The organism is Rodentibacter rarus, from assembly GCF_001998965.1.
In the GTDB taxonomy this organism is placed as follows: Bacteria; Pseudomonadota; Gammaproteobacteria; order Enterobacterales; family Pasteurellaceae; genus Rodentibacter; species Rodentibacter rarus.
Window position 1 is genome coordinate 1 of record NZ_MLHJ01000005.1, and the last position, 20,995, is coordinate 20,995.

Here is a 20,995-nt window from a genome sequence, read left to right on the forward strand (position 1 = left end):
ATTTGCTACATAATACCGAGAATTTTAACCGCACTTTCGTTTTTCTTAAGGCATTAAACTATTTGTTTAATTTTGCTTTGTAAGTCGGGTTCATCAAGTTTTCCACAGAAAGAATATCATCCAATTGCTCTGCGGTTAATAGCCCTTTTTCAAGCACGACTTCACGTACGCCTTTGCCGGTTTCCGCACAGATTTTCCCCACTAAATCGCCATTGTGATGACCAATGAATGGGTTAAGATAAGTCACGATACCGATTGAATTAAAGACGTAGTTTTCACAAATTTCTTTGTTTACGGTAATACCGTTCACACATTTGTCACGTAAGTTTACGCACGCATTCGTTAAAATGTCGATAGATTCAAACATCGCCTGACCAATAACCGGTTCCATCACATTTAATTGTAATTGACCAGCTTCTGCGGCGAAAGTGACGGTTGTGTCGTTACCGATCACTTTAAAGCAAACTTGGTTGACCACTTCAGGGATCACCGGATTCACTTTAGCCGGCATAATAGAAGAACCTGCTTGCAATTCCGGAAGGTTGATTTCTTTTAAGCCCGCACGTGGACCGGAAGAAAGTAAACGTAAGTCATTACAGACTTTGGAGAGTTTCACCGCAGTACGTTTTAGGGCACCGTGAACCATCACATAAGCCCCGCAGTCAGAGGTGGCTTCAATGAGGTTTTCAGCCGGTGTACAAGGTAAGCCGGTCACTTCTGCAAGATGTTTTACAGCAAGTTTAGTGTAGCCTTGAGGGGTATTTAGACCGGTACCGATCGCCGTGGCACCAAGGTTGACCTCAAGCAACAATTCGCCGGTTCGTTTCAAATTGCGTACTTCTTCTTCAAGTAATACCGCAAAGGCCTTAAATTCCTGACCTACGGTCATTGGCACGGCATCTTGCAATTGGGTACGTCCCATTTTCAATACGTTGGCAAATTCTTTTGCTTTATTTTCAAAGCCTTCTTGTAAGTATTGAATTTTATCGACCAGTTTCAAAATGCTGTTATAAACGGCAATACGAAACCCGGTTGGGTAGGCATCATTAGTCGATTGGCTGGCATTGACGTGATCCATCGGATTGATCACATGATATTCCCCTTTTTTGTGCCCAATCTTTTCCAATGCAAGGTTTGCCACCACTTCATTGGTGTTCATATTCACCGATGTACCAGCACCACCTTGATAAACATCCGATGGGAATTGGTCGAGGCATTTTCCTGTTGTTAGAATGTCATCACATGCCTCAACAATGGCTTTTGCAATGTCTGCCGGAATTGCGCCTAATTCACCGTTGGCAAGCGCAGTGGCTTTTTTCACCATTACCATTCCACGGACAAATTCAGGCACATCAGAAATGGTGACATTCGAAATGTTGAAATTTTCAACCGCTCTTAATGTATGAATGCCCCAGTAAGCCTCCGCCGGGACTTTGCGTTCACCGAGTAAATCCACTTCTGTTCTAAATTGTGTCATAGTCATCCACCTATTTGGGTTAGTTAATTCGTCGCCATTATAGAAATTTCTATAAGAAAAAAATTGATCGAGATCACAATTTTAAAATGGGCTATCACGACATATTTTCATTTTTCGCATTAGTTTTTTTAGGGAAAATTTTTTTGATTTTCCCCTTGAAAGGGGAATTTTGCACCCTATTATAGTAAACGCATTTCAAACTTTAGAAGGAAATTAACAATGAATATTCGTCCATTACATGATCGTGTCATTATTAAACGTGAAGAAGTGGAAACCTTATCGGCCGGTGGTATTGTACTAACCGGTTCTGCGGCAACCAAATCCACCCGTGCAAAAGTCTTAGCGGTGGGGAAAGGTCGTATTTTAGAAAATGGTACCGTTCAGCCTTTAGATGTGAAGGTGGGAAATACCGTCATTTTTAATGAAGGCTATGGCGCCAAAAGCGAGAAAATCGATGGTGAGGAAGTGCTCATCATCTCTGAAAACGATATTTTAGCAATTGTAGAATAATGAAAATGCGGTGAAAAATGACCGCACTTTTCATCACTTGAGATAACAAATAACTGAGAAAGGAAAAATAAAATGGCAGCAAAAGATGTAAAATTTGGCAATGATGCCCGTGCAAAAATGTTAAAAGGCGTGAATGTTTTAGCTGATGCAGTAAAAGTCACCCTTGGTCCGAAAGGTCGTAATGTGATTTTAGATAAATCTTTCGGGGCACCAACCATCACCAAAGACGGGGTGTCTGTGGCGCGTGAAATTGAATTAGAAGATAAATTTGAAAACATGGGCGCACAAATGGTGAAAGAAGTGGCGTCCAAAGCCAATGATGCCGCCGGTGATGGTACAACCACTGCGACAGTTCTTGCGCAAGCGATTGTGAGCGAAGGATTAAAAGCAGTGGCGGCAGGTATGAACCCAATGGATTTAAAACGTGGGATTGATAAAGCCGTTAGTGCGGTGGTTTCTGAGCTTAAAAACCTGTCTAAACCTTGCGAAACCTCAAAAGAAATTGAGCAAGTGGGAACGATTTCCGCTAACTCCGACAGCGTTGTCGGCCAGTTAATTGCACAAGCAATGGAAAAAGTGGGGAAAGAAGGGGTGATTACCGTAGAAGACGGTACAGGTCTTGAAGATGAATTAGCGGTGGTAGAGGGTATGCAATTCGACCGTGGTTACCTCTCTCCATACTTTATCAATAAACCGGAAGCGGCAACCGTTGAATTGGATAACCCGTATATCTTATTAGTGGATAAAAAAATTGCCAATATCCGTGAATTATTACCGGTATTAGAAGCGGTGGCGAAAGCCGGCAAACCATTATTAATTATCGCTGAAGATGTAGAAGGTGAAGCCCTTGCAACCCTCGTGGTGAACACCATGCGTGGTATTGTGAAAGTGGCTGCAGTGAAAGCGCCGGGCTTTGGTGATCGCCGTAAAGCCATGTTACAAGATATTGCGATTCTCACTGCGGGTACCGTGATTTCTGAAGAAATTGGTATGGAGCTTGAAAAAGCGACATTAGAAGATCTTGGTCAGGCGAAACGTGTGGTGATCAATAAAGACAACACCACCATTATTGATGGCGTAGGAGATCAGGCACAAATTAACGGTCGTGTGGCGCAAATTCGTCAGCAAATTGAAGAATCAACGTCTGATTACGACAAAGAAAAACTTCAAGAACGTGTGGCAAAATTAGCCGGCGGTGTTGCGGTAATCAAAGTAGGTGCGGCAACCGAAGTGGAAATGAAAGAGAAAAAAGACCGTGTAGATGATGCGTTACACGCAACCCGTGCTGCGGTTGAAGAGGGTATCGTTGCCGGTGGTGGTGTAGCGTTAGTGCGTGCCGCTTCTAAAGTGGCTGCAAGCCTACAGGGTGACAATGAAGAACAAAATGTGGGTATCAAACTTGCATTGCGTGCAATGGAAGCGCCTTTACGTCAAATTGTGACTAATGCCGGTGAAGAAGCCTCTGTTGTGGCAAGTGCGGTGAAAGCGGGCGAAGGTAACTTCGGTTATAACGCCAGCACCGAACAATACGGTGATATGTTAGAAATGGGGATCTTAGATCCAACAAAAGTGACCCGTTCTGCATTACAATTTGCTGCATCGGTTGCAGGCTTAATGATTACCACCGAATGTATGGTAACTGAGCTGCCAAAAGAAGAAAAAGCCGATCTAGGTGCCGGAATGGGCGGTATGGGAGGCATGGGCGGAATGATGTAATTTTCCCCCGATGATAAGATAAAAAGTGCGGTCGTTTTTCCATTGGAAAAGCGGTCGCTTTTTTATAGCTAAAAGGGTACACTGGATACCGTTTTTTACCATTAAAATGAATGATAACCATGGATCAAATCAAACTAGATCAACAACTTAAATCCAACGGTATTGGGATTAATGCAACAGAACTTCACGGCTTTTTAAGCGGCTTAATTTGTGGCGGAATCAACGATCAAAGTTGGCAACCTCTGCTTTACCAATTTACCAATGACAATCACGCCTATCCAACCACACTTTTCGCACAAGTGAGCGAGTTCTATCAAACTATTTCCACCGCATTAGCGGATGTAGAAAGCTTTTCTTTTGAATTGGGCTTAACGGAAAATGAAAATGTCTTTGCCCGTGCTGACAGTTTATCCGAATGGGCAAATCATTTTTTGCTGGGTATAGGATTAGCGCAACCGCATTTAGACAGAGAAAAAGGTGAAATCGGCGAAGCCGTTGAGGATTTACATGATATTTGCCAACTCGGGTATGATGAAGATGACGACAATGAAGAAGAAATGAGCGAAGCACTTGAAGAAATCATTGAATACCTCCGCACGATTGCCACGTTGTTTTATACTCACTTTAATCAATCGCCCAGTGTAGAAAAACCGCTGTTACACTAATTGAACGACTTCGATAAAGGAGGAAAAATGGATTTGGCATATATGGCGAACCTACCGCAAGAAGAATTCATCGAACGCCGCCAACGAACATTGGCGAAAATGCAACCCAATTCTGCTTTGTTAGTTTTTTCCGAAATTGAAAAACGCCGCAACAACGATTGTGATTTCCCGTTTCGCCAAGACAGCTATTTTTGGTATTTGACCGGATTTAATGAACCGAATGCCGCTCTACTGTTAGTGAAAACCGAACAAACTGAAAAAGCCATCCTTTTCCTTCGACCACGTGACCCTTTACTTGAAACCTGGAATGGTCGCCGTTTAGGGGTGGAATATGCCCCGCCAATTCTCAATATTGATGAGGCTTATGCTATTGATGATTTTTCTGCTCATTTCCCAAAAATCACACGAAATTTGACCGCACTTTATTATGTACCGGCGTTTCATTTGTGGGGAGACAAATTGCTTTCAGAAAGTGCGGTTAATTTTACTGATTTTTTGGATTGGCGTCCTATATTGAGCGAAATGCGTTTAATTAAATCACCGAATGAAATTCGCCTCATGCAACAAGCAGGGCAAATCACCGCATTAGCCCATATTAAAGCGATGCAGGAAACCCGAGCCAATCGTTTTGAATATGAAATTGAAAGTGAAATCTTGTATGAATTTAATCGTCATGGCGCACGTTTTGCTTCTTACAATTCCATTGTCGCAGGGGGAAATAATGCCTGTATTTTACATTACACAGAAAACGATCAAGCCTTGAAAGATGGAGATTTAGTGTTGATTGATGCCGGCTGTGAGTTTGCGATGTATGCCGGTGATATCACAAGAACCTTTCCTGTAAACGGCAAATTTAGCCAACCCCAACGTGAGATTTATGAACTGGTATTAAAAGCACAAAAACGAGCCATTGAATTATTGATATCGGGCAATTCCATAAAACAGGCGAATGATGAGGTGATTCGTATCAAAGTGCAAGGCTTAGTGGATTTAGGCATTTTACAAGGTGATGTAGAGGCGCTTATCGAACAAAAAGCCTACCGTCAATTTTATATGCACGGGTTGGGGCATTGGCTCGGTTTAGATGTACACGATGCTGGGGAGTACGGCGAAGAACGCAGTAGAATATTAGAGGTCGGTATGGTGCTGACCGTTGAGCCCGGTTTGTATATTTCTGAAGATGCCAATGTGCCGGAACAATATAGAGGTATTGGTGTACGTATTGAGGATAATTTACTCATCACGGAAGATGGAAATAAGATCTTAACTGCGGCAGCCCCAAAAGAAATTGAGGCGATCGAAAATCTCATGCAAAAAAATAGACAATTTCTCAAAATGTGATCTAGTGCAAGTTTTTTTAGATATTGAAGTGTTACTATGATTCCAAAAGAAAGATAACCCGATCAGATAAGGAGTCGATTATGTATAAACATGTTTTAGTCGCAGTGGATCTTTCCGATGAAAGTGCATTCTTATTAAAAAAAGCAGCCGGTATTGCCAAACGCCATGAGGCGAAACTTTCACTTATCCACGTAGATGTGAATTTTTCGGATCTTTATACGGGATTGATTGATGTCAATATGTCTTCTATGCAAGATCGCATTTCAAGTGAAACTCAAAAGGCGTTGCTAGACCTTGCTGAAAATGCAGGCTATCCAATTCAGGAAAAATTGAGTGGTAGCGGTGATTTACGTCAGGTGCTTGCTGATGCAATTGAACAGTATGATGTTGATTTATTGGTAACGGGTCATCATCAAGATTTTTGGAGTAAATTAATGTCATCAACACGTCAAGTGATGAATTCGATTAAAATTGATATGTTAGTTGTTCCACTTCGTGACGAATAAATAGCATTTGTTTATTAGCAATCTGAAATAAATTCTAACCGCACTTCTCAAATCAAGTTATGAAGTGCGGTTTTTATTTTTAAGTTTCAATGAACGTTTTATTCAAGTATGTTTTTATAAAAAAGTCAATAAGTAGACTAAATAATAAACAAAGATAGAGGATTACCATTAAAAAGCCTTTCTCTAAACTTAAAAAATATGCAAGAATAATGCGTTTTAGTTTTTAACTTTAAATTATTTTTAACAATAGGTTTACGATGAAAACAACAGCGGAAATCAGACAATCGTTCCTTGATTTTTTCCATAGTAAAGGGCATCAAGTTGTCGCAAGTAGCTCGCTTGTCCCCGAAAACGACCCTACGTTACTTTTTACCAATGCGGGAATGAACCAATTTAAAGATGTCTTCCTTGGCTTGGATAAACGCCCTTACTTGCGCGCAACAACAGCGCAACGTTGTGTTCGAGCTGGCGGAAAACACAATGATTTAGAAAATGTGGGTTATACTGCACGTCACCACACTTTCTTTGAAATGCTGGGTAATTTCAGCTTTGGGGATTACTTCAAACATGATGCGATCAATTTTGCTTGGGAGTTTTTAACTTCGCCACAATGGCTTGGTTTACCTAAAGAAAAATTGTGGGTTACCGTGTATGAAACGGATAATGAAGCCTATGATATTTGGCATAAAGAGGTGGGTATACCGGCAGAGTGCATTATCAGAATTGGCGATAACAAGGGTGCGCCTTATGCTTCTGATAATTTTTGGGCGATGGGCGATACCGGTCCTTGTGGTCCTTGCACGGAAATTTTCTATGATCACGGTGAGCATATCTGGGGCGGACCACCGGGTTCACCAGAGGAAGATGGCGATCGTTATATTGAAATTTGGAACGTTGTTTTCATGCAGTACAATCGTTTGGCTGACGGAACAATGGAGAAATTGCCTCGTCCGTCTGTAGATACCGGTATGGGGTTAGAACGGATTTCTGCCGTATTACAGCATGTTAACTCAAATTATGATATTGATATTTTTAAAACACTCGTTTCTAAAGCGGCTGAAGTTGTCGGCACAACTGATTTAAGTAATAAATCTTTACGTGTCATTGCGGATCATATTCGTTCTTGCGCTTATTTGATTGCAGACGGTGTAATCCCATCAAATGAAGGGCGCGGTTATGTATTACGCCGCATTATCCGCCGCGCGGTGCGTCATGGTCATTTACTCGGTGCCAAGGAAGCCTTTTTCTATAAGTTGGTGCCGACTTTAATTGAAGTTATGGCAGAAGCCGGTCGAGATGTAAAAGAAAAGCAGGCGAATGTTGAAAAATTATTGCGCTTGGAAGAAGAACAATTCGCTCGCACATTAGAACGAGGTCTAGCGCTTTTGGATGAGGCGCTTTCCGAAGTTAAAAATGGTGTACTTTCCGGTGAAGTGGCATTTAAACTGTATGACACCTATGGTTTCCCATTGGATCTCACCGCCGATGTCTGTCGTGAGCGCAATATCACCATTGACGAAGCGGGCTTTGAGCGAGAAATGGAAGCACAACGTACCCGTGCGCAGGCTGCAAGTCAGTTTGGGGTCGATTATAACAATGTCATTCGTGTTGAAGGCGAAACCAAATTTGAAGGCTATACCGAATCGGAATCATTGGCAAAAGTGACCGCACTTTTCCATGATGGTAAGTCAGTAGAGCAAATTTTAGCCGGACAAAGTGCCGTAGTGGTATTAGAAAATACGCCATTCTACGCAGAATCAGGTGGTCAAATCGGTGACAGCGGTTATTTATTGACGCAAGGTGTTTCTTTTAACGTAAAAGATACACAAAAGTATGGTCAGGTATTCGGTCATATTGGTGAATTAGAACATGGTTCACTTTCTGTCGGTCAAATTGTGAATGCTGTCGTGGATATTGAACGTCGCCATCAAACCTCACTCAACCATTCTGCCACCCATTTGTTACATGCTGCATTACGCCAATTATTAGGTAGTCACGTGGTTCAAAAAGGGTCACTTGTTGCAGATAATGCATTGCGCTTTGATTTTTCTCATCCTGAGGCAATCAGCAAAGCGCAACTTGCGGAAATAGAGCGTCTTGTGAACCAAAAAATACGTGCCAATTTCCTAATCCAAACGGATATTATGGACATTGAAGCCGCAAAAGCAAAAGGAGCAATGGCACTATTTGGTGAGAAATATGCGAATCAAGTTCGTGTATTAACAATGGGGGATTTCTCCATTGAACTCTGCGGAGGAATCCACGCAAAACGAACCGGCGATATTGGTTTGTTTAAGATTACCGCTGAAACCGCTGTCGCTGCAGGTATTCGCCGTATTGAAGCGGTAACAGGCGAAAATGCCATAGATTGGATTTTAGACCAACAGTATATTTTGACCCAAAGTGCAGAATTATTGAAGTCCGATATCAATAGCCTTACCGATAAAATTCAACAACTTCAAGATAAAGCGAAGAAAGGGGAAAAAGAGCTGCAAAGTCTAAAAGAAAAGGCGGCGATGCAAGCTGGTTCCGATTTGGCAAAAAGTGTGGTCAAAATTAATGGCGTTTCAGTCATTGTACATCAGTTAGATGGTATTGAAACAAAATCGCTACGTGTCATGGTTGATGATCTAAAAAATCAACTTGGCTCAGGCGTTATCGTATTTGCATCTGTTTTAGATGAAAAAGTCAACCTCGTCGTTGGCGTGACAAGCGATTTAACTACCAGAGTGAAAGCTGGTGAGCTTGTAAATTTTATGGCTCAACAGGTTGGTGGTAAAGGCGGTGGTCGCCCGGATATGGCAATGGCAGGAGGCTCCCAACCGGAAAATGTGGCACAAGCATTAATTGTGGCACAGAACTGGTTAAACGAAAATCTGTAGTACAAGCCTTGGTTGGTGGGATTGCCAACCGTTCCTTGATTGATAGGGATATCTAATAAATGCAAACTAAGGAGATAAAAGATGTTAATCTTAACTCGTAAAGTTGGCGAAAGTGTACTTATTGGAGATGATATTTCTATCACGGTTTTGAGTGTACGTGGAAACCAAGTAAAGCTCGGTGTTCAAGCACCTAAAGAAGTATCAGTTCACCGAGAAGAAATTTACCAACGAATTAAGCAGACACAAGATGAATCTTCTAATGATTCACCTTGATCATTCAAAAATTTAATGGATTTTAAAGTATGAAAGCAATTATTCCCGTAGCCGGTTTAGGCACGCGTATGTTACCTGCCACGAAGGCAATTCCAAAAGAAATGCTTACGTTGGTGGATAAACCGCTGATTCAATACGTGGTAAATGAATGTGTGTCTGCCGGAATTAGAGAAATTGTGCTTGTGACCCATTCATCAAAGAATGCTATCGAAAACCATTTTGATACATCTTTTGAACTTGAAACAATGTTGGAAAAACGTGTTAAACGCCAACTTCTTGAAGAAGTCCGTTCGATTTGTCCGAAAGATGTTACCATCATGCACGTTCGTCAAGGTAATGCAAAAGGCTTAGGTCACGCAGTATTATGTGGTCGTCCGCTAGTAGGAAATGAACCTTTTGCTGTGGTTTTACCTGATGTATTACTTGCTGATTTTAGTGCAGATCAGTCGAAAGAAAATCTATCTGCTATGATCAAACGCTTCAATGAGACCCAAGCCAGCCAGATTATGGTAGCACCTGTTGCTCAAAAGGATGTGAGCAGCTATGGTATTGCTGATTGTGGCGGTACAGCATTGCATGGTGGTGAGAGTGCTAAAATTAATAATATTGTTGAAAAACCTTCTGTTGAAGATGCACCGTCTAACCTTGCTGTTGTTGGACGCTATGTTTTCTCAACTGCTATTTGGGATTTATTGGAAAGAACACCGATAGGTGTCGGTGACGAAATTCAATTGACAGATGCAATTGATATGCTCATTGAAAAAGAAACCGTAGAAGCCTTTCATATGACGGGTCGTTCTTTTGACTGCGGTGACAAAATCGGTTACCTGGAAGCCTTTGTTGAGTACGGAATCCAACACGAAAAATTAGGCAAGGATTTTAAAGCATTTATTAAAAACCTTGCGAAAGATCTGTAAAAGTAGTGAAAAGAGCGGTCAAATTTCCGCTCTTTTTTATATTCTTATATAGCACAAAATAATTGAAAACGATGTTATAAACGTCTAACACATTCCAAACATAATTTGAAAATTTAACGGCACTTTATTTTTTACGTCTAGCACGAGGATGAGTTTGATCGTAAACATCGGCAAGGTGTTGGAAGTTGAGGTGAGTATAAATTTGTGTGGTTGAAAGGTTACTATGTCCGAGCAATTCTTGCACAGTCCGTAAATCTGCGCTGGCTTCCAGCATATGGGTGGCAAAAGAATGGCGAAGTTTATGTGGATTTAAATGGCTATTCAAACCTTGGCGGATTCCCCAAGTTTCCAAACGTTTTTGGATGGCTCGGTGAGAAATACGATTTCCTCGCTGACTAACAAATAGCGCCTCATCTTTTGGATTAAATAATAACCGCACTTTAAGCCATTGTTGAAGAGCCTGTGAGGCATAACGACCAAAAGGCACAATACGTTCCTTATTACCTTTCCCTAACACACGAACCTCACGCGCACGCATATTAATACTACTTAAATCCAATCCTTGTAGTTCCGATAAGCGCAAGCCAGAACTGTACATTAATTCCAAAATAGCCCGATCACGAATATCAATTGGTTCTTTGCTGTCGTTGGCAAGGAGCAGCTGAATTTGGTCACCATCAATATTTTTGGGCAAACGTTTACTTTGTTTGGGCGCTGAAATACCTGTCGCTGGGTTGGCTTTCAGTTTTCCTTGCTGAACAAGGTAATTGAGGAACATACGAAGTGCGGATAAACGCAATGCAAGGCTTTTTTCTTTAAGTCCTTCTTTTTTGCCTTGAGCCAAGATAAAACGTACAACACTAGGGGTAATTTGTTGCCATTGTTGGATACCTTGTGTGGCAAGTAACGCTAATATAGCATTGAGTTGTCGTTGATAATTGGCGAGAGTATGCGAACTAACCTGACGTTCAATACGCAAATAATCCCAGTAAGATTGTAATTCGGTGTGCATTATAAACTCAGTTCAAACAGACTTTTTTTCGGGTTCAATTTAAAACCTTCAAATTCTAATAACTCATGTTGTGCCTGTCCTAATTCAGCAACCAAGCGATTTGATTGGGTATAAAGTACAAATTCCTTCGCTTTAGAAATTAACGCAGTATAAATTTCGGTTTGCTGAGCACCATCAACGACATAAATGTCTGTCAGCTGCCAATAACGTTGTAATTGTAATGAAGATAAACGTGGATAGAGTTGAACGAAACCAACGGCTTCATTTTGCCCATTAACGGCAATAAAAAAAAGGCTTTCATTGAAACGAATTCGGTTACTGAGGAAAGTTAAAGTGCGGTCAGGATTTTCCGTCATTCCATTGGCGAGGCGATAACGTTCAAAAAGAGGCAAAAGCACTTCAATATTCCATTGTTCTGCTTTGAAAATCTTCATATTAATAAAATTGGTTATTTTTTATTTGATCTATACAGTAAATTGTAGCTTTTTCAGGTTGAAGAATCACGCACTCAGGAAAAAATTTTTAAAATTTGTGATTTTTAACAAAGAATCCAAGCGAAAATTTGGTATAGTAGCCGCATTTATTAATTAATATGGAGAAACAAAAATGGCACGTCGTCCTTTAGTGATGGGAAACTGGAAATTAAACGGTAGCAAAGCTTTTACCAAAGAATTAATTGAAGGATTAAAAGCTGAATTATCCGGCGTGGAAGGCTGTGATGTGGCAATCGCCCCACCTGTGATGTATTTAGCGGAGGCAGAAGCCTCATTAGTGGGTAGCCAAATCGCCCTTGGTGCACAAAATGTGGATGTAAATGTACAAGGTGCATTTACCGGTGATATTTCAACGGCAATGTTAAAAGATTTCGGTGCAAAATATATTATCATCGGCCACTCCGAGCGCCGCACTTATCACAAAGAAAGTGATGAATTTATTGCGAAAAAATTTGCTGCATTAAAAGAGGCGGATTTAGTGCCGGTGTTATGTATTGGTGAATCCGAAGAAGAAAATGAAGCGGGCAAAACCGAAGAAGTATGCGCTCGTCAAATTGATGCAGTAATTAACGCCTTAGGCGTGGATGCTTTTAACGGGGCAGTGATTGCCTATGAGCCAATCTGGGCAATCGGTACCGGAAAATCGGCAACTCCGGCACAAGCGCAAGCGGTTCACGCTTTTATTCGTGGACATATCGCAGCGAAATCTCAAGCCGTAGCGGATCAAGTGATTATCCAATATGGTGGCTCTGTGAACGATGCAAACGCTGCTGAATTATTTACTCAGCCGGATATTGATGGTGCATTAGTCGGTGGCGCTTCTCTTAAAGCCCCGGCATTTGCGGTGATTGTCAAAGCAGCCGCCGCAGCGAAAAATTAGTTTTTTATCATTAGAAGTGAAAGTGCGGTTAAATTCAACCGCACTTTTTTAATGTTGTTCCCGTTCCCACAGTTCAGCGTATTTCACAAAAGTGGAATGAGCGGAAAGCACAGCCAGTAAAAAGCCTTGTTTTCCATCTAAAAAACCCGCTTTTAAAATATACATTTTTACAAAACAACCTATGGCGTGGCTTATGCCTTGCCAGAGTGTGGCTTTTTTACCTTTCGCTTGGCGTTGGTCGGCCCAGGCTTTGGCATAACCGGCAGATTTCACCAAATAATGATAAATGCTTTTATAGGTGAAATGTTGTAAATCACCTTTTAATTTTTCAACCCGGGTGTGGCTTGGATAGATCACTTTTTCATGCACTAACGAATCATCATAGCCGGCGTAGTTGGTGCGATAGAGCCGAACCACATAGTCGGGATACCAACCGGAATGGCGAATTTCCCGCCCAAAGACTTCACTTACTCTTGGGAGCTTAAAGACAGTATTTTCTGCGTTTTGTGCTACCGCCTGTTGAATGGATTTCCGCAATTCAGGGGTGACCCGTTCATCGGCATCTAACCAAAGGACATAGTCGGAAGTGACATACTGTTGGGCGATTTGGCGTTGTTTACCAAATCCTTGCCAATGGGTGTTTTCATAGAATTTTGCCCCATAGCTTGAGGCGATAATTTTCGTATTATCTGTGCTACCGGAATCTAAAATGATAATTTCATCAACCCAATCTTTTACCGTGTCTAGACATAATGCAAGATCTTTTTCTTCGTTTTTCACAATCATCGCAACGCTAATTGTTGGCATATTTTGATCCTTTTTTTGCTATACTACTGAAAATTTTTTCCAGTATAACCGAATTTAATTTATGTGGCGTTTTTTTTATACCATCTTGATGTATTTGAGCCAGCCATTGCTATTATTCTTTATGTGGATACGGGGCTTTAAAGCACCGAATTATCGTAAAAGAATAAGTGAACGCTACGGTTTTTATGCTAACTTGGCTCGCCCAAAAACAAATGGGGTGATGATTCATGCGGCCTCTGTCGGTGAAGTCATTGCTGCCACACCGTTGGTTCGCCGTATTCAACAACATTATCCTGATTTACCTATCACGTTCACCACCGTAACCCCAACAGGGTCGGATCGGGTGAAAGAAGCTTTTGGGGATACTGTGACGCATTGTTATTTACCCAATGATCTTCCCTTTGCGATCAACCGTTTTATTGATTTTATCCAACCCAAACTTTGTATCGTGCTTGAAACGGAGCTTTGGCCAAACTTAATCAAACAATTGCATCAACGTAATATTCCCTTTATTGTTGCCAATGCCCGTTTATCCGCCCGTTCCGCTAAGCGCTATGGCAAAGTGCGATTTCTTTTACAAGAAATGTGGTCGCAAATTAGTTTGGTTGCCCCCCAAGATAAAATTAGTGAAAAACGTTTTATTGAGTTAGGTTACCCAAAAGAAAAAATTCACCTGACCGGTAATATTAAATATGATTTAACCCTCAGCCACGGTTTGCTTGAGAAAGTTCAACAACTCCATGAACAATGGGTGAAAGAGCGCCAAATTTGGGTTGCCGCAAGCACACATGAGGGCGAAGAAGAAATAATTCTACAAGCACATCGCCGATTGCTGAAAAAATATCCTCATTTACTTTTATTGCTCATACCACGCCATCCTGAGCGTTTTGATTTAGTCGCTAGGTTAATTGAAAAAGAAAAATTCCCATTTATTCGCCGTTCTTCCGGTGAATTGCCAAATGCGAACACACAAGTGATTTTGGGCGATACCATGGGGGAAATGATGTTGATGTACGGTATTTCCGATATTGCTTTTGTAGGGGGGAGCCTTGTAAAACACGGTGGGCACAATCCTCTTGAACCATTAGCATTTAAAATTCCGGTTATTAGTGGCAGATACACCTTTAATTTCACCGAAGTATTTAGAACACTACTTGAGGTACAAGGCGTGTTTGAAGTTAATTCAACCGCTGGAGCATTAGAGCGGGCAGTGGAAACATTACTCATCTCAAAAAAAGCCCGTTTGCGTTTAGGTTATGCCGGTTATGAAATATTAGTGGAAAATAAAGGGGCATTATCCCGTTTATTTGATTTATTAACGCCTTATTTGGAGCGTAAAGTATGACAACGGTGATTTATCCCGGTACTTTTGACCCCATCACGAATGGGCATTTGGATATTATTGAGCGAAGTGCGGTCATTTTTCCCAACGTTTTGGTGGCAGTGGCAGAAAGCCCAAGTAAAAAGCCGTTGTTTTCTTTGGAAGAACGGGTGGAACTTGCCCGACAATCCGTTTCGCATCTCGAAAATGTTGAAGTCTTTGGTTTTTCCGATTTACTGGCAAATGTGATTAAGGCTCATAATGTAACGGCAATTATCCGAGGGGTGCGAACCACTACCGATTTTGAATACGAACTCCAACTTGCCGCCCTTAATCGCCTCCTCACAAATGGCGTGGAAAGTCTTTTCTTCCCCCCTACTGAGAAATGGGCATTTGTGTCTTCCACTATCGTGCGTGAAATTTATTTACATAGTGGTGATGTGGCAGCACTTGTACCAACAATAGTCTTTAACGCCTTACAAACACGATGCCCAAAATAGCCTTCATTTTAACCGCACTTTTTACCTTATCCGGTTGTGGTACCGTGGTGAAATGGATTGATCCTTCAGCGGATTATACCATTTATGCCATTGTCGCCTATGATTTGGAAATGGCGCAAAAATGGGGATTACCTATTTTGGATTTGCCTCTATCTTTTTTACTTGATACCGTTTTATTGCCCTCTGTATGGACGCAATGACTATGATGAAACTCAATCCCCAACAACAACACGCCGTGGACTATGTGACCGGCCCTTGCTTGGTGCTTGCCGGCGCCGGTTCCGGCAAAACCCGTGTGATTATCAACAAAATTGCGCACTTGATCGCAAAGTGCGGTTATTCTCCGAAACAAATTGCCGCCGTGACCTTCACCAATAAAGCTGCCCGAGAAATGAAAGAGCGGGTGGCGCATTCCATCGGAAAGGAACAATCGAAAGGGCTGACGGTCTCCACCTTTCACACCCTCGGTTTTGATATTATCAAACGGGAATATAAGGCATTGGGCTTTAAAGCCAATATGACCTTGTTTGATGAACACGATCAATTGGCTTTATTAAAAGAACTCACCGCCGATGTGCTAAAAGAAGACAAAGATCTGCTGCGTGAACTCATTTCGGTGATGTCCAACTGGAAAAACGACTTGGTTTCGCCCAAGCAAGCCTATGCTTTAGCACGGGATGCCAAATATCAAACCTTTGCCAAATGTTATGAACGCTATTTGACCCAAACCCGTGCTTATAATGCCTTGGATTTTGATGATTTGATTATGCTCCCCACTTTATTATTCAAACAAAATGAAGAAGTGCGGTCAAAATGGCAACAAAAAATTCGCTATTTGCTGGTGGATGAATATCAAGATACCAATACCAGCCAATATGAGTTAATCAAACTGCTGGTGGGGGAACGAGCCTGTTTTACCGTGGTGGGGGATGATGACCAATCCATTTATTCTTGGCGTGGGGCAAGACCTGAAAATATGGTGCGTTTGCGAAATGATTTTCCTCATTTACAAGTGATTAAATTAGAACAAAATTATCGTTCCACCCAGCGTATTTTACATTGTGCCAACATCTTGATTGATAATAATGAGCACGTGTTCGACAAAAAATTGTTTTCCAATCTTGGCGAAGGAGAAAAACTGCTGGTGATTGAGGCAAAGAATGAAGAACACGAAGCTGAACGCATTGTCGCCGAGTTGATCGCTCATCGTTTTAGTCGTAAGACAAAATATAAGGATTACGCCATTTTGTATCGAGGCAATCATCAATCCCGTTTATTGGAAAAAGTGCTGATGCAAAACCGTATACCCTATAAAATTTCCGGTGGCACCTCTTTTTTCTCCCGAGCAGAAATCAAAGATATGATGGCCTATTTGCGTTTAGTAGTAAACCAAGATGACGATGCGGCATTTTTACGCATTGTGAATACCCCCAAACGTGAGATTGGCACGGCAACCTTGCAAAAACTGGGTGAGCTTGCCCAAGAAAAGCAGATTAGCCTGTTTGAAGCCATTTTCGAATTTGAGCTTATTCAACGGGTTACCCCAAAAGCCTATGATGCCTTGCAAAAATTCGGTCGTTGGATGGTGGCATTAAATGATGAAGTGCAACGTTCAGAACCGGAACGTGCCGTTCGTGCTATGTTGTCCTCCATTCATTATGAGGAATATTTGTATGAATATGCCACCACGCCAAAAGCGGCAGAAATGCAAAGTAAGAATGTCGCCACGCTGTTTGATTGGGTAGCGGATATGCTGAAAGGGGATGAAATGAGCGAACCGATGAATCTCAATCAAGTGGTTGCCCGTTTAACCTTGCGTGATAGGTTGGAACGGGGGGAAGATGATGAAGAAAGCGATCAAGTTCAGCTGATGACCCTGCATGCCTCGAAAGGCTTAGAATTTCCCTATGTGTATTTGATCGGGATGGAAGAGGGCATTTTGCCGCATCAAACCAGCATTGATGAAGATAATGTGGAGGAAGAGCGGCGTCTAGCCTATGTGGGGATTACCCGAGCGCAAAAAGAACTAACCTTTTCCCTGTGTCGTGAACGCCGTCAATATGGTGATCTGATCCGCCCGGAACCGAGCCGATTTTTAGCTGAATTACCGAATGATGATGTGCTTTGGGAACGGGATAAACCTCAGCTCACCGCAGAACAAAAACAGCAGCAGACACAAAGCCAGTTGGATCGTTTACGTTCTATTTTAAACAGCTAACCTTAAAAACATTGAAAAGTGCGGTTAAAAATTTCGGTATGATATCGCCAATGCACAAAAACAGTTATTTCAATGAAAGTCGGGACACACTGCGTGTCCCCTCAATAAAGCCTAAATAAAGTGTATGCAACAGCGATATCATACCGAAAAAATGTCTTGAATTTTAACCGCACTTTGTTGTTCTTAGCCCTTCGTGATGATTTCTGTACGTTGCAATAACCAATCTCGTGCAGCCCCCTCGGTGAGCGGAAGCAGTGATTCTCTTACTTTAGTGTGATAGCCGTTCAGCCATCTAATTTCGTTTTCAGTCATCAGTGATACTTCAATTAAGCGTGTATCAATCGGGCAGAGAGTGAGATCTTCAAAATGAAGAAAACGTCCAAATTCGATTTCTTGCGGTTGAGAAACCGCACGATTGACCACAAGATTTTCAATTCTTATCCCCCATTTTCCAGGACGATAAAGCCCCGGTTCATTGGAGGTGATCATCCCTTCTTTCATCGCCTGATATGGGTTTTGTGGCGCAAGGTAAGAAATTACTTGTGGTCCCTCGTGTACATTCAGAAAATAACCGACACCATGCCCTGTTCCATGACCATAGTTACATTGTGCTTGCCACAGCGGTTTTCGGCAAATCGCATCAATTAATGTGGCGTTAATATTTTCAGGGAAAATCGTTTCCGCCAATGCAATATGTGCTTTGAGCACAAGGGTATAATCCCGTTTTTGTTCAGGTGAAACATTTCCCACTGGGACAACACGAGTAAGATCTGTCGTTCCACCGAGGTATTGTGCACCGGAATCAATTAATAACAAGCCATGACCTTTAATCTCGCTATAAGAGTCAGGTGTAGCGGAGTAATGGGGAAGGGCGGCATTCTTGTTGAAACCGGCGATGGTATTAAAACTTAATGAAACAAACCCTGGGCGTTGACTACGATACTTGTACAACATTGTGTCAATATCAAGCTCATTCATCGCAATATTATTGACGAGGTTGTGTTCAAATTCTGCAAAAAATTCACATAATGCTACCCCATCTTGTCGCATCACTTCACGGATATGCTCAAGATCTTTAGAGGATTTAATAGACTTAAATAATGTTGATGGATTGATGTTCTCAATGAGGCGAACTTTGTCCGATAAATGTTGTAAAACACTTATAGCAGTTTTGTCCGGATTAATTAATAGTGTGCCAACAATTTGTTTTACGGTGCTGGGGACGTCCTCATAAGGCGCAAGCGTGATACCTGACTGTTCGAGAAGAAGGCAGGCATCGGCATTCAGTTTTGTTTCATCAATAAATAAGACCGCACTTTCTGACGTGATGAATAAGTAAGATAAAAATACCGGATTATAAGGTACATCATTGCCGCGTAAATTGGTGATCCACGCAATATCATCAAGGGATGAGATGAAATGCCCATCTGCGCCTTGCTCTTTCATCGCTTGACGTATGCGTGCCAATTTCTCTCCGGTACTTTCCGAAACAAAGTTTGAATGATGGGGATAGACCGCCTCAGAAGGCAGTGGAGGGCGATCTATCCATAGTGTATTGGCAATATCCGCAGACGTATTGAGTTGGATATATTTCGTTTCAAATGCTTGCTGGAGTTGTCGCTGCGCAGTAAGCGAAAGCATATCGGAAGCACACCCCACCACCGAATTTTCAGGTAATTCTTGGGCAAGCCATTCGGGGAAAAACATCACCTGCCCAACTTTTTGCAACGTGATACCGCTTCCTTCAAGTTGATGGGAGGCTTGCTCCCAATAACGGCTATCAACCCAAAGCCCCGCTTTATCCTTTGTCACGACAAGTGTACCGACAGAACCGGTAAAACCGGAAAAGTAGCGTCTTGTGTGCCAATGTTTCGGCAAATATTCGGACAAGTGAGGATCTGCGGAGGGGATAATCCAAGCGTGAAATCCTTGTTGTTGCATTGCTTGGCGTAAATCTTCAAGTTGTTGTGTCATCTTCATTTTGTTCTCCTTTTTAATCTATACCTTTTAGCATACGATTGAGTTTTGGTACTAAAAACAGCAAAGCACCGCCACTGATAGCACCAATCATACATAATAATAAATAAAAATCGACAGGGGTTTCTGTATTCAAATAATCTTTGAATAATACACCGCCTAGAGTAAATCCTAGAGAAAGGGCGAGGAAGTTGAGTGCAACCATTTGCGTTTTAAACATCGGTGGGGCGATCTTTGTTGAAAAAGAAAGCGATATTGGCGAAAGAAATAATTCAGCCAAGCTAATACCTAATAATATCAGTGAGAATACAAACATTGGCATTGGTGTGTTAGTGATAATAAAGGGAACAAAAGTAAGGTAGGAAAGGGCGAGTAATAACATAGCAATGGCAAATTTTAATGGTGTCTTCGGCTGTTTTTTATTCAACTTTGTCCAAAGTGCCGCCATCGCACCGGAGAATAGGATGATCCACATACTTTGAAGGGAATCTTTCCAAGAAACCGGCACAGTAAAGCCTCCAATCCTGCGATCAACGGTTTCATCAAAATAAACGGTCGCCACAGTATAAACTTGAAACCATACTGCCCAAAATAGGCAAGTGATAATAAATAAGGGAAGATAGGCTGTAATATAGCGTTGATGTTCCGAACTAACGTGTTTATTGGTTAATAAGCGGGAAAAGTAGAGGATAACCACTGCAATGATTATGATTAACAACACATTAGAAAAATTACTCAATGTGAGCCAACCGCTGGTAATCACGCCAACAAGTGCCACACTGATCACAAGGGTGAGGATTGCGACTTTTTGAGCATCGTTTTTTGTTAGTGGGTGCGGAATAGGTGGTTTGGGTAGGTTTTTGCGCCCAAGTGCATAACGCCAAAGTCCCAATGCCATACCTATGGCAGCGATCCCGAAGCCGTAATGAAACCCGATGTTGCTTTGTAATAATCCTGTTAAGAGTGGGCCTAAAAATCCCCCAATATTGATAGCGATGTAAAAGAGAGAAAAACCTGCATCACGTAGTGGCTTGAGTTCATCGCTTTCATATAATGATCCTACCATAGCGCTTGCAGATGACTTTACTCCCCCGCTTCCAAGGGCGATAAAAATCATCCCGATAAATAATCCGGTTAATCCCGGTACAAGCGCTAAGATAATATGCCCGAGCATAACAATCACACCGGAAATAAAAAGTGTTTTTTCTGTGCCTAAAATACGATCTGCAAGCCATGCGCCAAAAATTGTTGAAAGATAAACACTACCACCATAGGCACCCACAATAGCGCCGGCAATGGCTTTATCAATCCCCAACCCACCATTTTCTACGGAATAATAGAGGTAAATTAGCAAAATACCCTGCATACCATAGAAAGAGAAACGTTCCCATAATTCAATATGGAATAATGTTGATAATTGGGATGGATGACCAAAGAATTTTTTTTGATTTGGTGAGGTATTGTTAGACATTGTGCTCTCCTATTTATAGAGGTCTAGG

19 protein-coding genes are annotated in these 20,995 nt (G+C 41.7%); 13 read left to right on the forward strand and 6 right to left on the reverse strand.

Translation table 11 applies throughout. The features are described from left to right. Positions 1 to 58 precede the first annotated feature (58 nt). On the reverse strand, positions 59 to 1,477 hold the full coding sequence (aspA, locus tag BKK50_RS00590; protein WP_077414324.1) for an aspartate ammonia-lyase: 1,419 nt from the start codon (positions 1,475 to 1,477) through the stop codon (positions 59 to 61). A 219-nt stretch (positions 1,478 to 1,696) separates the two neighbouring features. On the opposite strand from aspA, the gene BKK50_RS00595 reads away from it, so the two are divergent. The 8 genes from BKK50_RS00595 (at position 1,697) to galU (ending at position 10,287) form a co-directional block, all read left to right on the forward strand. Next, positions 1,697 to 1,987 (forward strand): co-chaperone GroES, encoded by a 291-nt coding sequence (locus BKK50_RS00595; RefSeq protein WP_077414326.1) that lies wholly within the window; start codon positions 1,697 to 1,699, stop codon positions 1,985 to 1,987. 72 nt (positions 1,988 to 2,059) lie between these two features. After that, the gene (groL, locus tag BKK50_RS00600; RefSeq protein ID WP_077414329.1) at positions 2,060 to 3,703 is read left to right on the forward strand and encodes a chaperonin GroEL; all 1,644 of its coding nucleotides are present in this window, start codon (positions 2,060 to 2,062) and stop codon (positions 3,701 to 3,703) included. A gap of 110 nt (positions 3,704 to 3,813) precedes the next feature. Further along, positions 3,814 to 4,368: a YecA/YgfB family protein gene (locus tag BKK50_RS00605; RefSeq protein ID WP_077414331.1), complete on the forward strand. Its 555-nt coding sequence runs from the start codon at positions 3,814 to 3,816 to the stop codon at positions 4,366 to 4,368. A gap of 27 nt (positions 4,369 to 4,395) precedes the next feature. Then, positions 4,396 to 5,709 (forward strand): Xaa-Pro aminopeptidase, encoded by a 1,314-nt coding sequence (pepP, locus tag BKK50_RS00610; RefSeq protein ID WP_077414333.1) that lies wholly within the window; start codon positions 4,396 to 4,398, stop codon positions 5,707 to 5,709. A gap of 80 nt (positions 5,710 to 5,789) precedes the next feature. Then, positions 5,790 to 6,215: a universal stress protein UspA gene (uspA, locus tag BKK50_RS00615; RefSeq protein ID WP_077414335.1), complete on the forward strand. Its 426-nt coding sequence runs from the start codon at positions 5,790 to 5,792 to the stop codon at positions 6,213 to 6,215. Positions 6,216 to 6,472: 257 nt separating this feature from the next. Next, entirely contained in the window at positions 6,473 to 9,097 is a 2,625-nt protein-coding gene (gene alaS / locus BKK50_RS00620) for an alanine--tRNA ligase (protein ID WP_077414337.1), read from the forward strand. Positions 9,098 to 9,178: 81 nt separating this feature from the next. Then, entirely contained in the window at positions 9,179 to 9,370 is a 192-nt protein-coding gene (gene csrA / locus BKK50_RS00625; protein ID WP_077414339.1) for a carbon storage regulator CsrA, read from the forward strand. A 29-nt stretch (positions 9,371 to 9,399) separates the two neighbouring features. Further along, complete coding sequence (gene galU / locus BKK50_RS00630) at positions 9,400 to 10,287, forward strand: UTP--glucose-1-phosphate uridylyltransferase GalU (protein WP_077414341.1); 888 nt, start codon at positions 9,400 to 9,402, stop codon at positions 10,285 to 10,287. Positions 10,288 to 10,411: 124 nt separating this feature from the next. On the opposite strand, the gene xerC is transcribed toward galU, so the two are convergent. Both xerC and BKK50_RS00640 read right to left on the reverse strand, forming a co-directional pair. Next, positions 10,412 to 11,299, reverse strand: a complete 888-nt coding sequence (gene xerC, locus BKK50_RS00635; protein ID WP_077414343.1) for a tyrosine recombinase XerC — start codon at positions 11,297 to 11,299, stop codon at positions 10,412 to 10,414. Beyond that, positions 11,299 to 11,733: a GNAT family N-acetyltransferase gene (locus tag BKK50_RS00640; RefSeq protein ID WP_077414345.1), complete on the reverse strand. Its 435-nt coding sequence runs from the start codon at positions 11,731 to 11,733 to the stop codon at positions 11,299 to 11,301. Before BKK50_RS00640 ends, xerC begins: the two co-directional genes overlap by 1 nt. 172 nt (positions 11,734 to 11,905) lie before the next feature. On the opposite strand from BKK50_RS00640, the gene tpiA reads away from it, so the two are divergent. Next, the gene (tpiA, locus tag BKK50_RS00645; RefSeq protein WP_077414347.1) at positions 11,906 to 12,673 is read left to right on the forward strand and encodes a triose-phosphate isomerase; all 768 of its coding nucleotides are present in this window, start codon (positions 11,906 to 11,908) and stop codon (positions 12,671 to 12,673) included. A 48-nt stretch (positions 12,674 to 12,721) separates the two neighbouring features. Here tpiA and BKK50_RS00650 read toward each other — a convergent pair whose 3' ends face one another. Then, entirely contained in the window at positions 12,722 to 13,480 is a 759-nt protein-coding gene (locus BKK50_RS00650; protein WP_077414349.1) for a glycosyltransferase family 2 protein, read from the reverse strand. A gap of 61 nt (positions 13,481 to 13,541) precedes the next feature. Here BKK50_RS00650 and waaA point away from each other — a divergent pair, with 61 nt between their 5' ends. From waaA to rep, 4 genes are read left to right on the forward strand one after another with little or no spacing between them, the layout of a single operon-like run. Further along, positions 13,542 to 14,825 carry a lipid IV(A) 3-deoxy-D-manno-octulosonic acid transferase gene (waaA, locus tag BKK50_RS00655; RefSeq protein ID WP_077414351.1) on the forward strand — a complete coding sequence of 428 codons (1,284 nt, stop codon included), beginning with the start codon at positions 13,542 to 13,544 and terminating at the stop codon, positions 14,823 to 14,825. After that, a complete protein-coding gene (gene coaD / locus BKK50_RS00660; protein ID WP_077414353.1) occupies positions 14,822 to 15,301 on the forward strand; it encodes a pantetheine-phosphate adenylyltransferase in 480 nt (159 codons plus the stop codon). The genes waaA and coaD overlap by 4 nt, the downstream gene beginning before the upstream one ends. Then, positions 15,289 to 15,501, forward strand: a complete 213-nt coding sequence (locus BKK50_RS00665; protein WP_077414356.1) for a YceK/YidQ family lipoprotein — start codon at positions 15,289 to 15,291, stop codon at positions 15,499 to 15,501. Before coaD ends, BKK50_RS00665 begins: the two co-directional genes overlap by 13 nt. 5 nt (positions 15,502 to 15,506) lie before the next feature. Next, on the forward strand, positions 15,507 to 17,519 hold the full coding sequence (gene rep, locus BKK50_RS00670) for a DNA helicase Rep (RefSeq protein WP_077414384.1): 2,013 nt from the start codon (positions 15,507 to 15,509) through the stop codon (positions 17,517 to 17,519). A 183-nt stretch (positions 17,520 to 17,702) separates the two neighbouring features. Here the strand turns inward: rep and BKK50_RS00675 are convergent, their stop codons facing one another. Beyond that, complete coding sequence (locus tag BKK50_RS00675; protein WP_077414358.1) at positions 17,703 to 19,499, reverse strand: aminopeptidase P family protein; 1,797 nt, start codon at positions 19,497 to 19,499, stop codon at positions 17,703 to 17,705. A 13-nt stretch (positions 19,500 to 19,512) separates the two neighbouring features. Then, positions 19,513 to 20,967 (reverse strand): oligopeptide:H+ symporter, encoded by a 1,455-nt coding sequence (locus BKK50_RS00680; RefSeq protein WP_077414360.1) that lies wholly within the window; start codon positions 20,965 to 20,967, stop codon positions 19,513 to 19,515. Between the last annotated feature and the right edge of the window lie 28 nt (positions 20,968 to 20,995).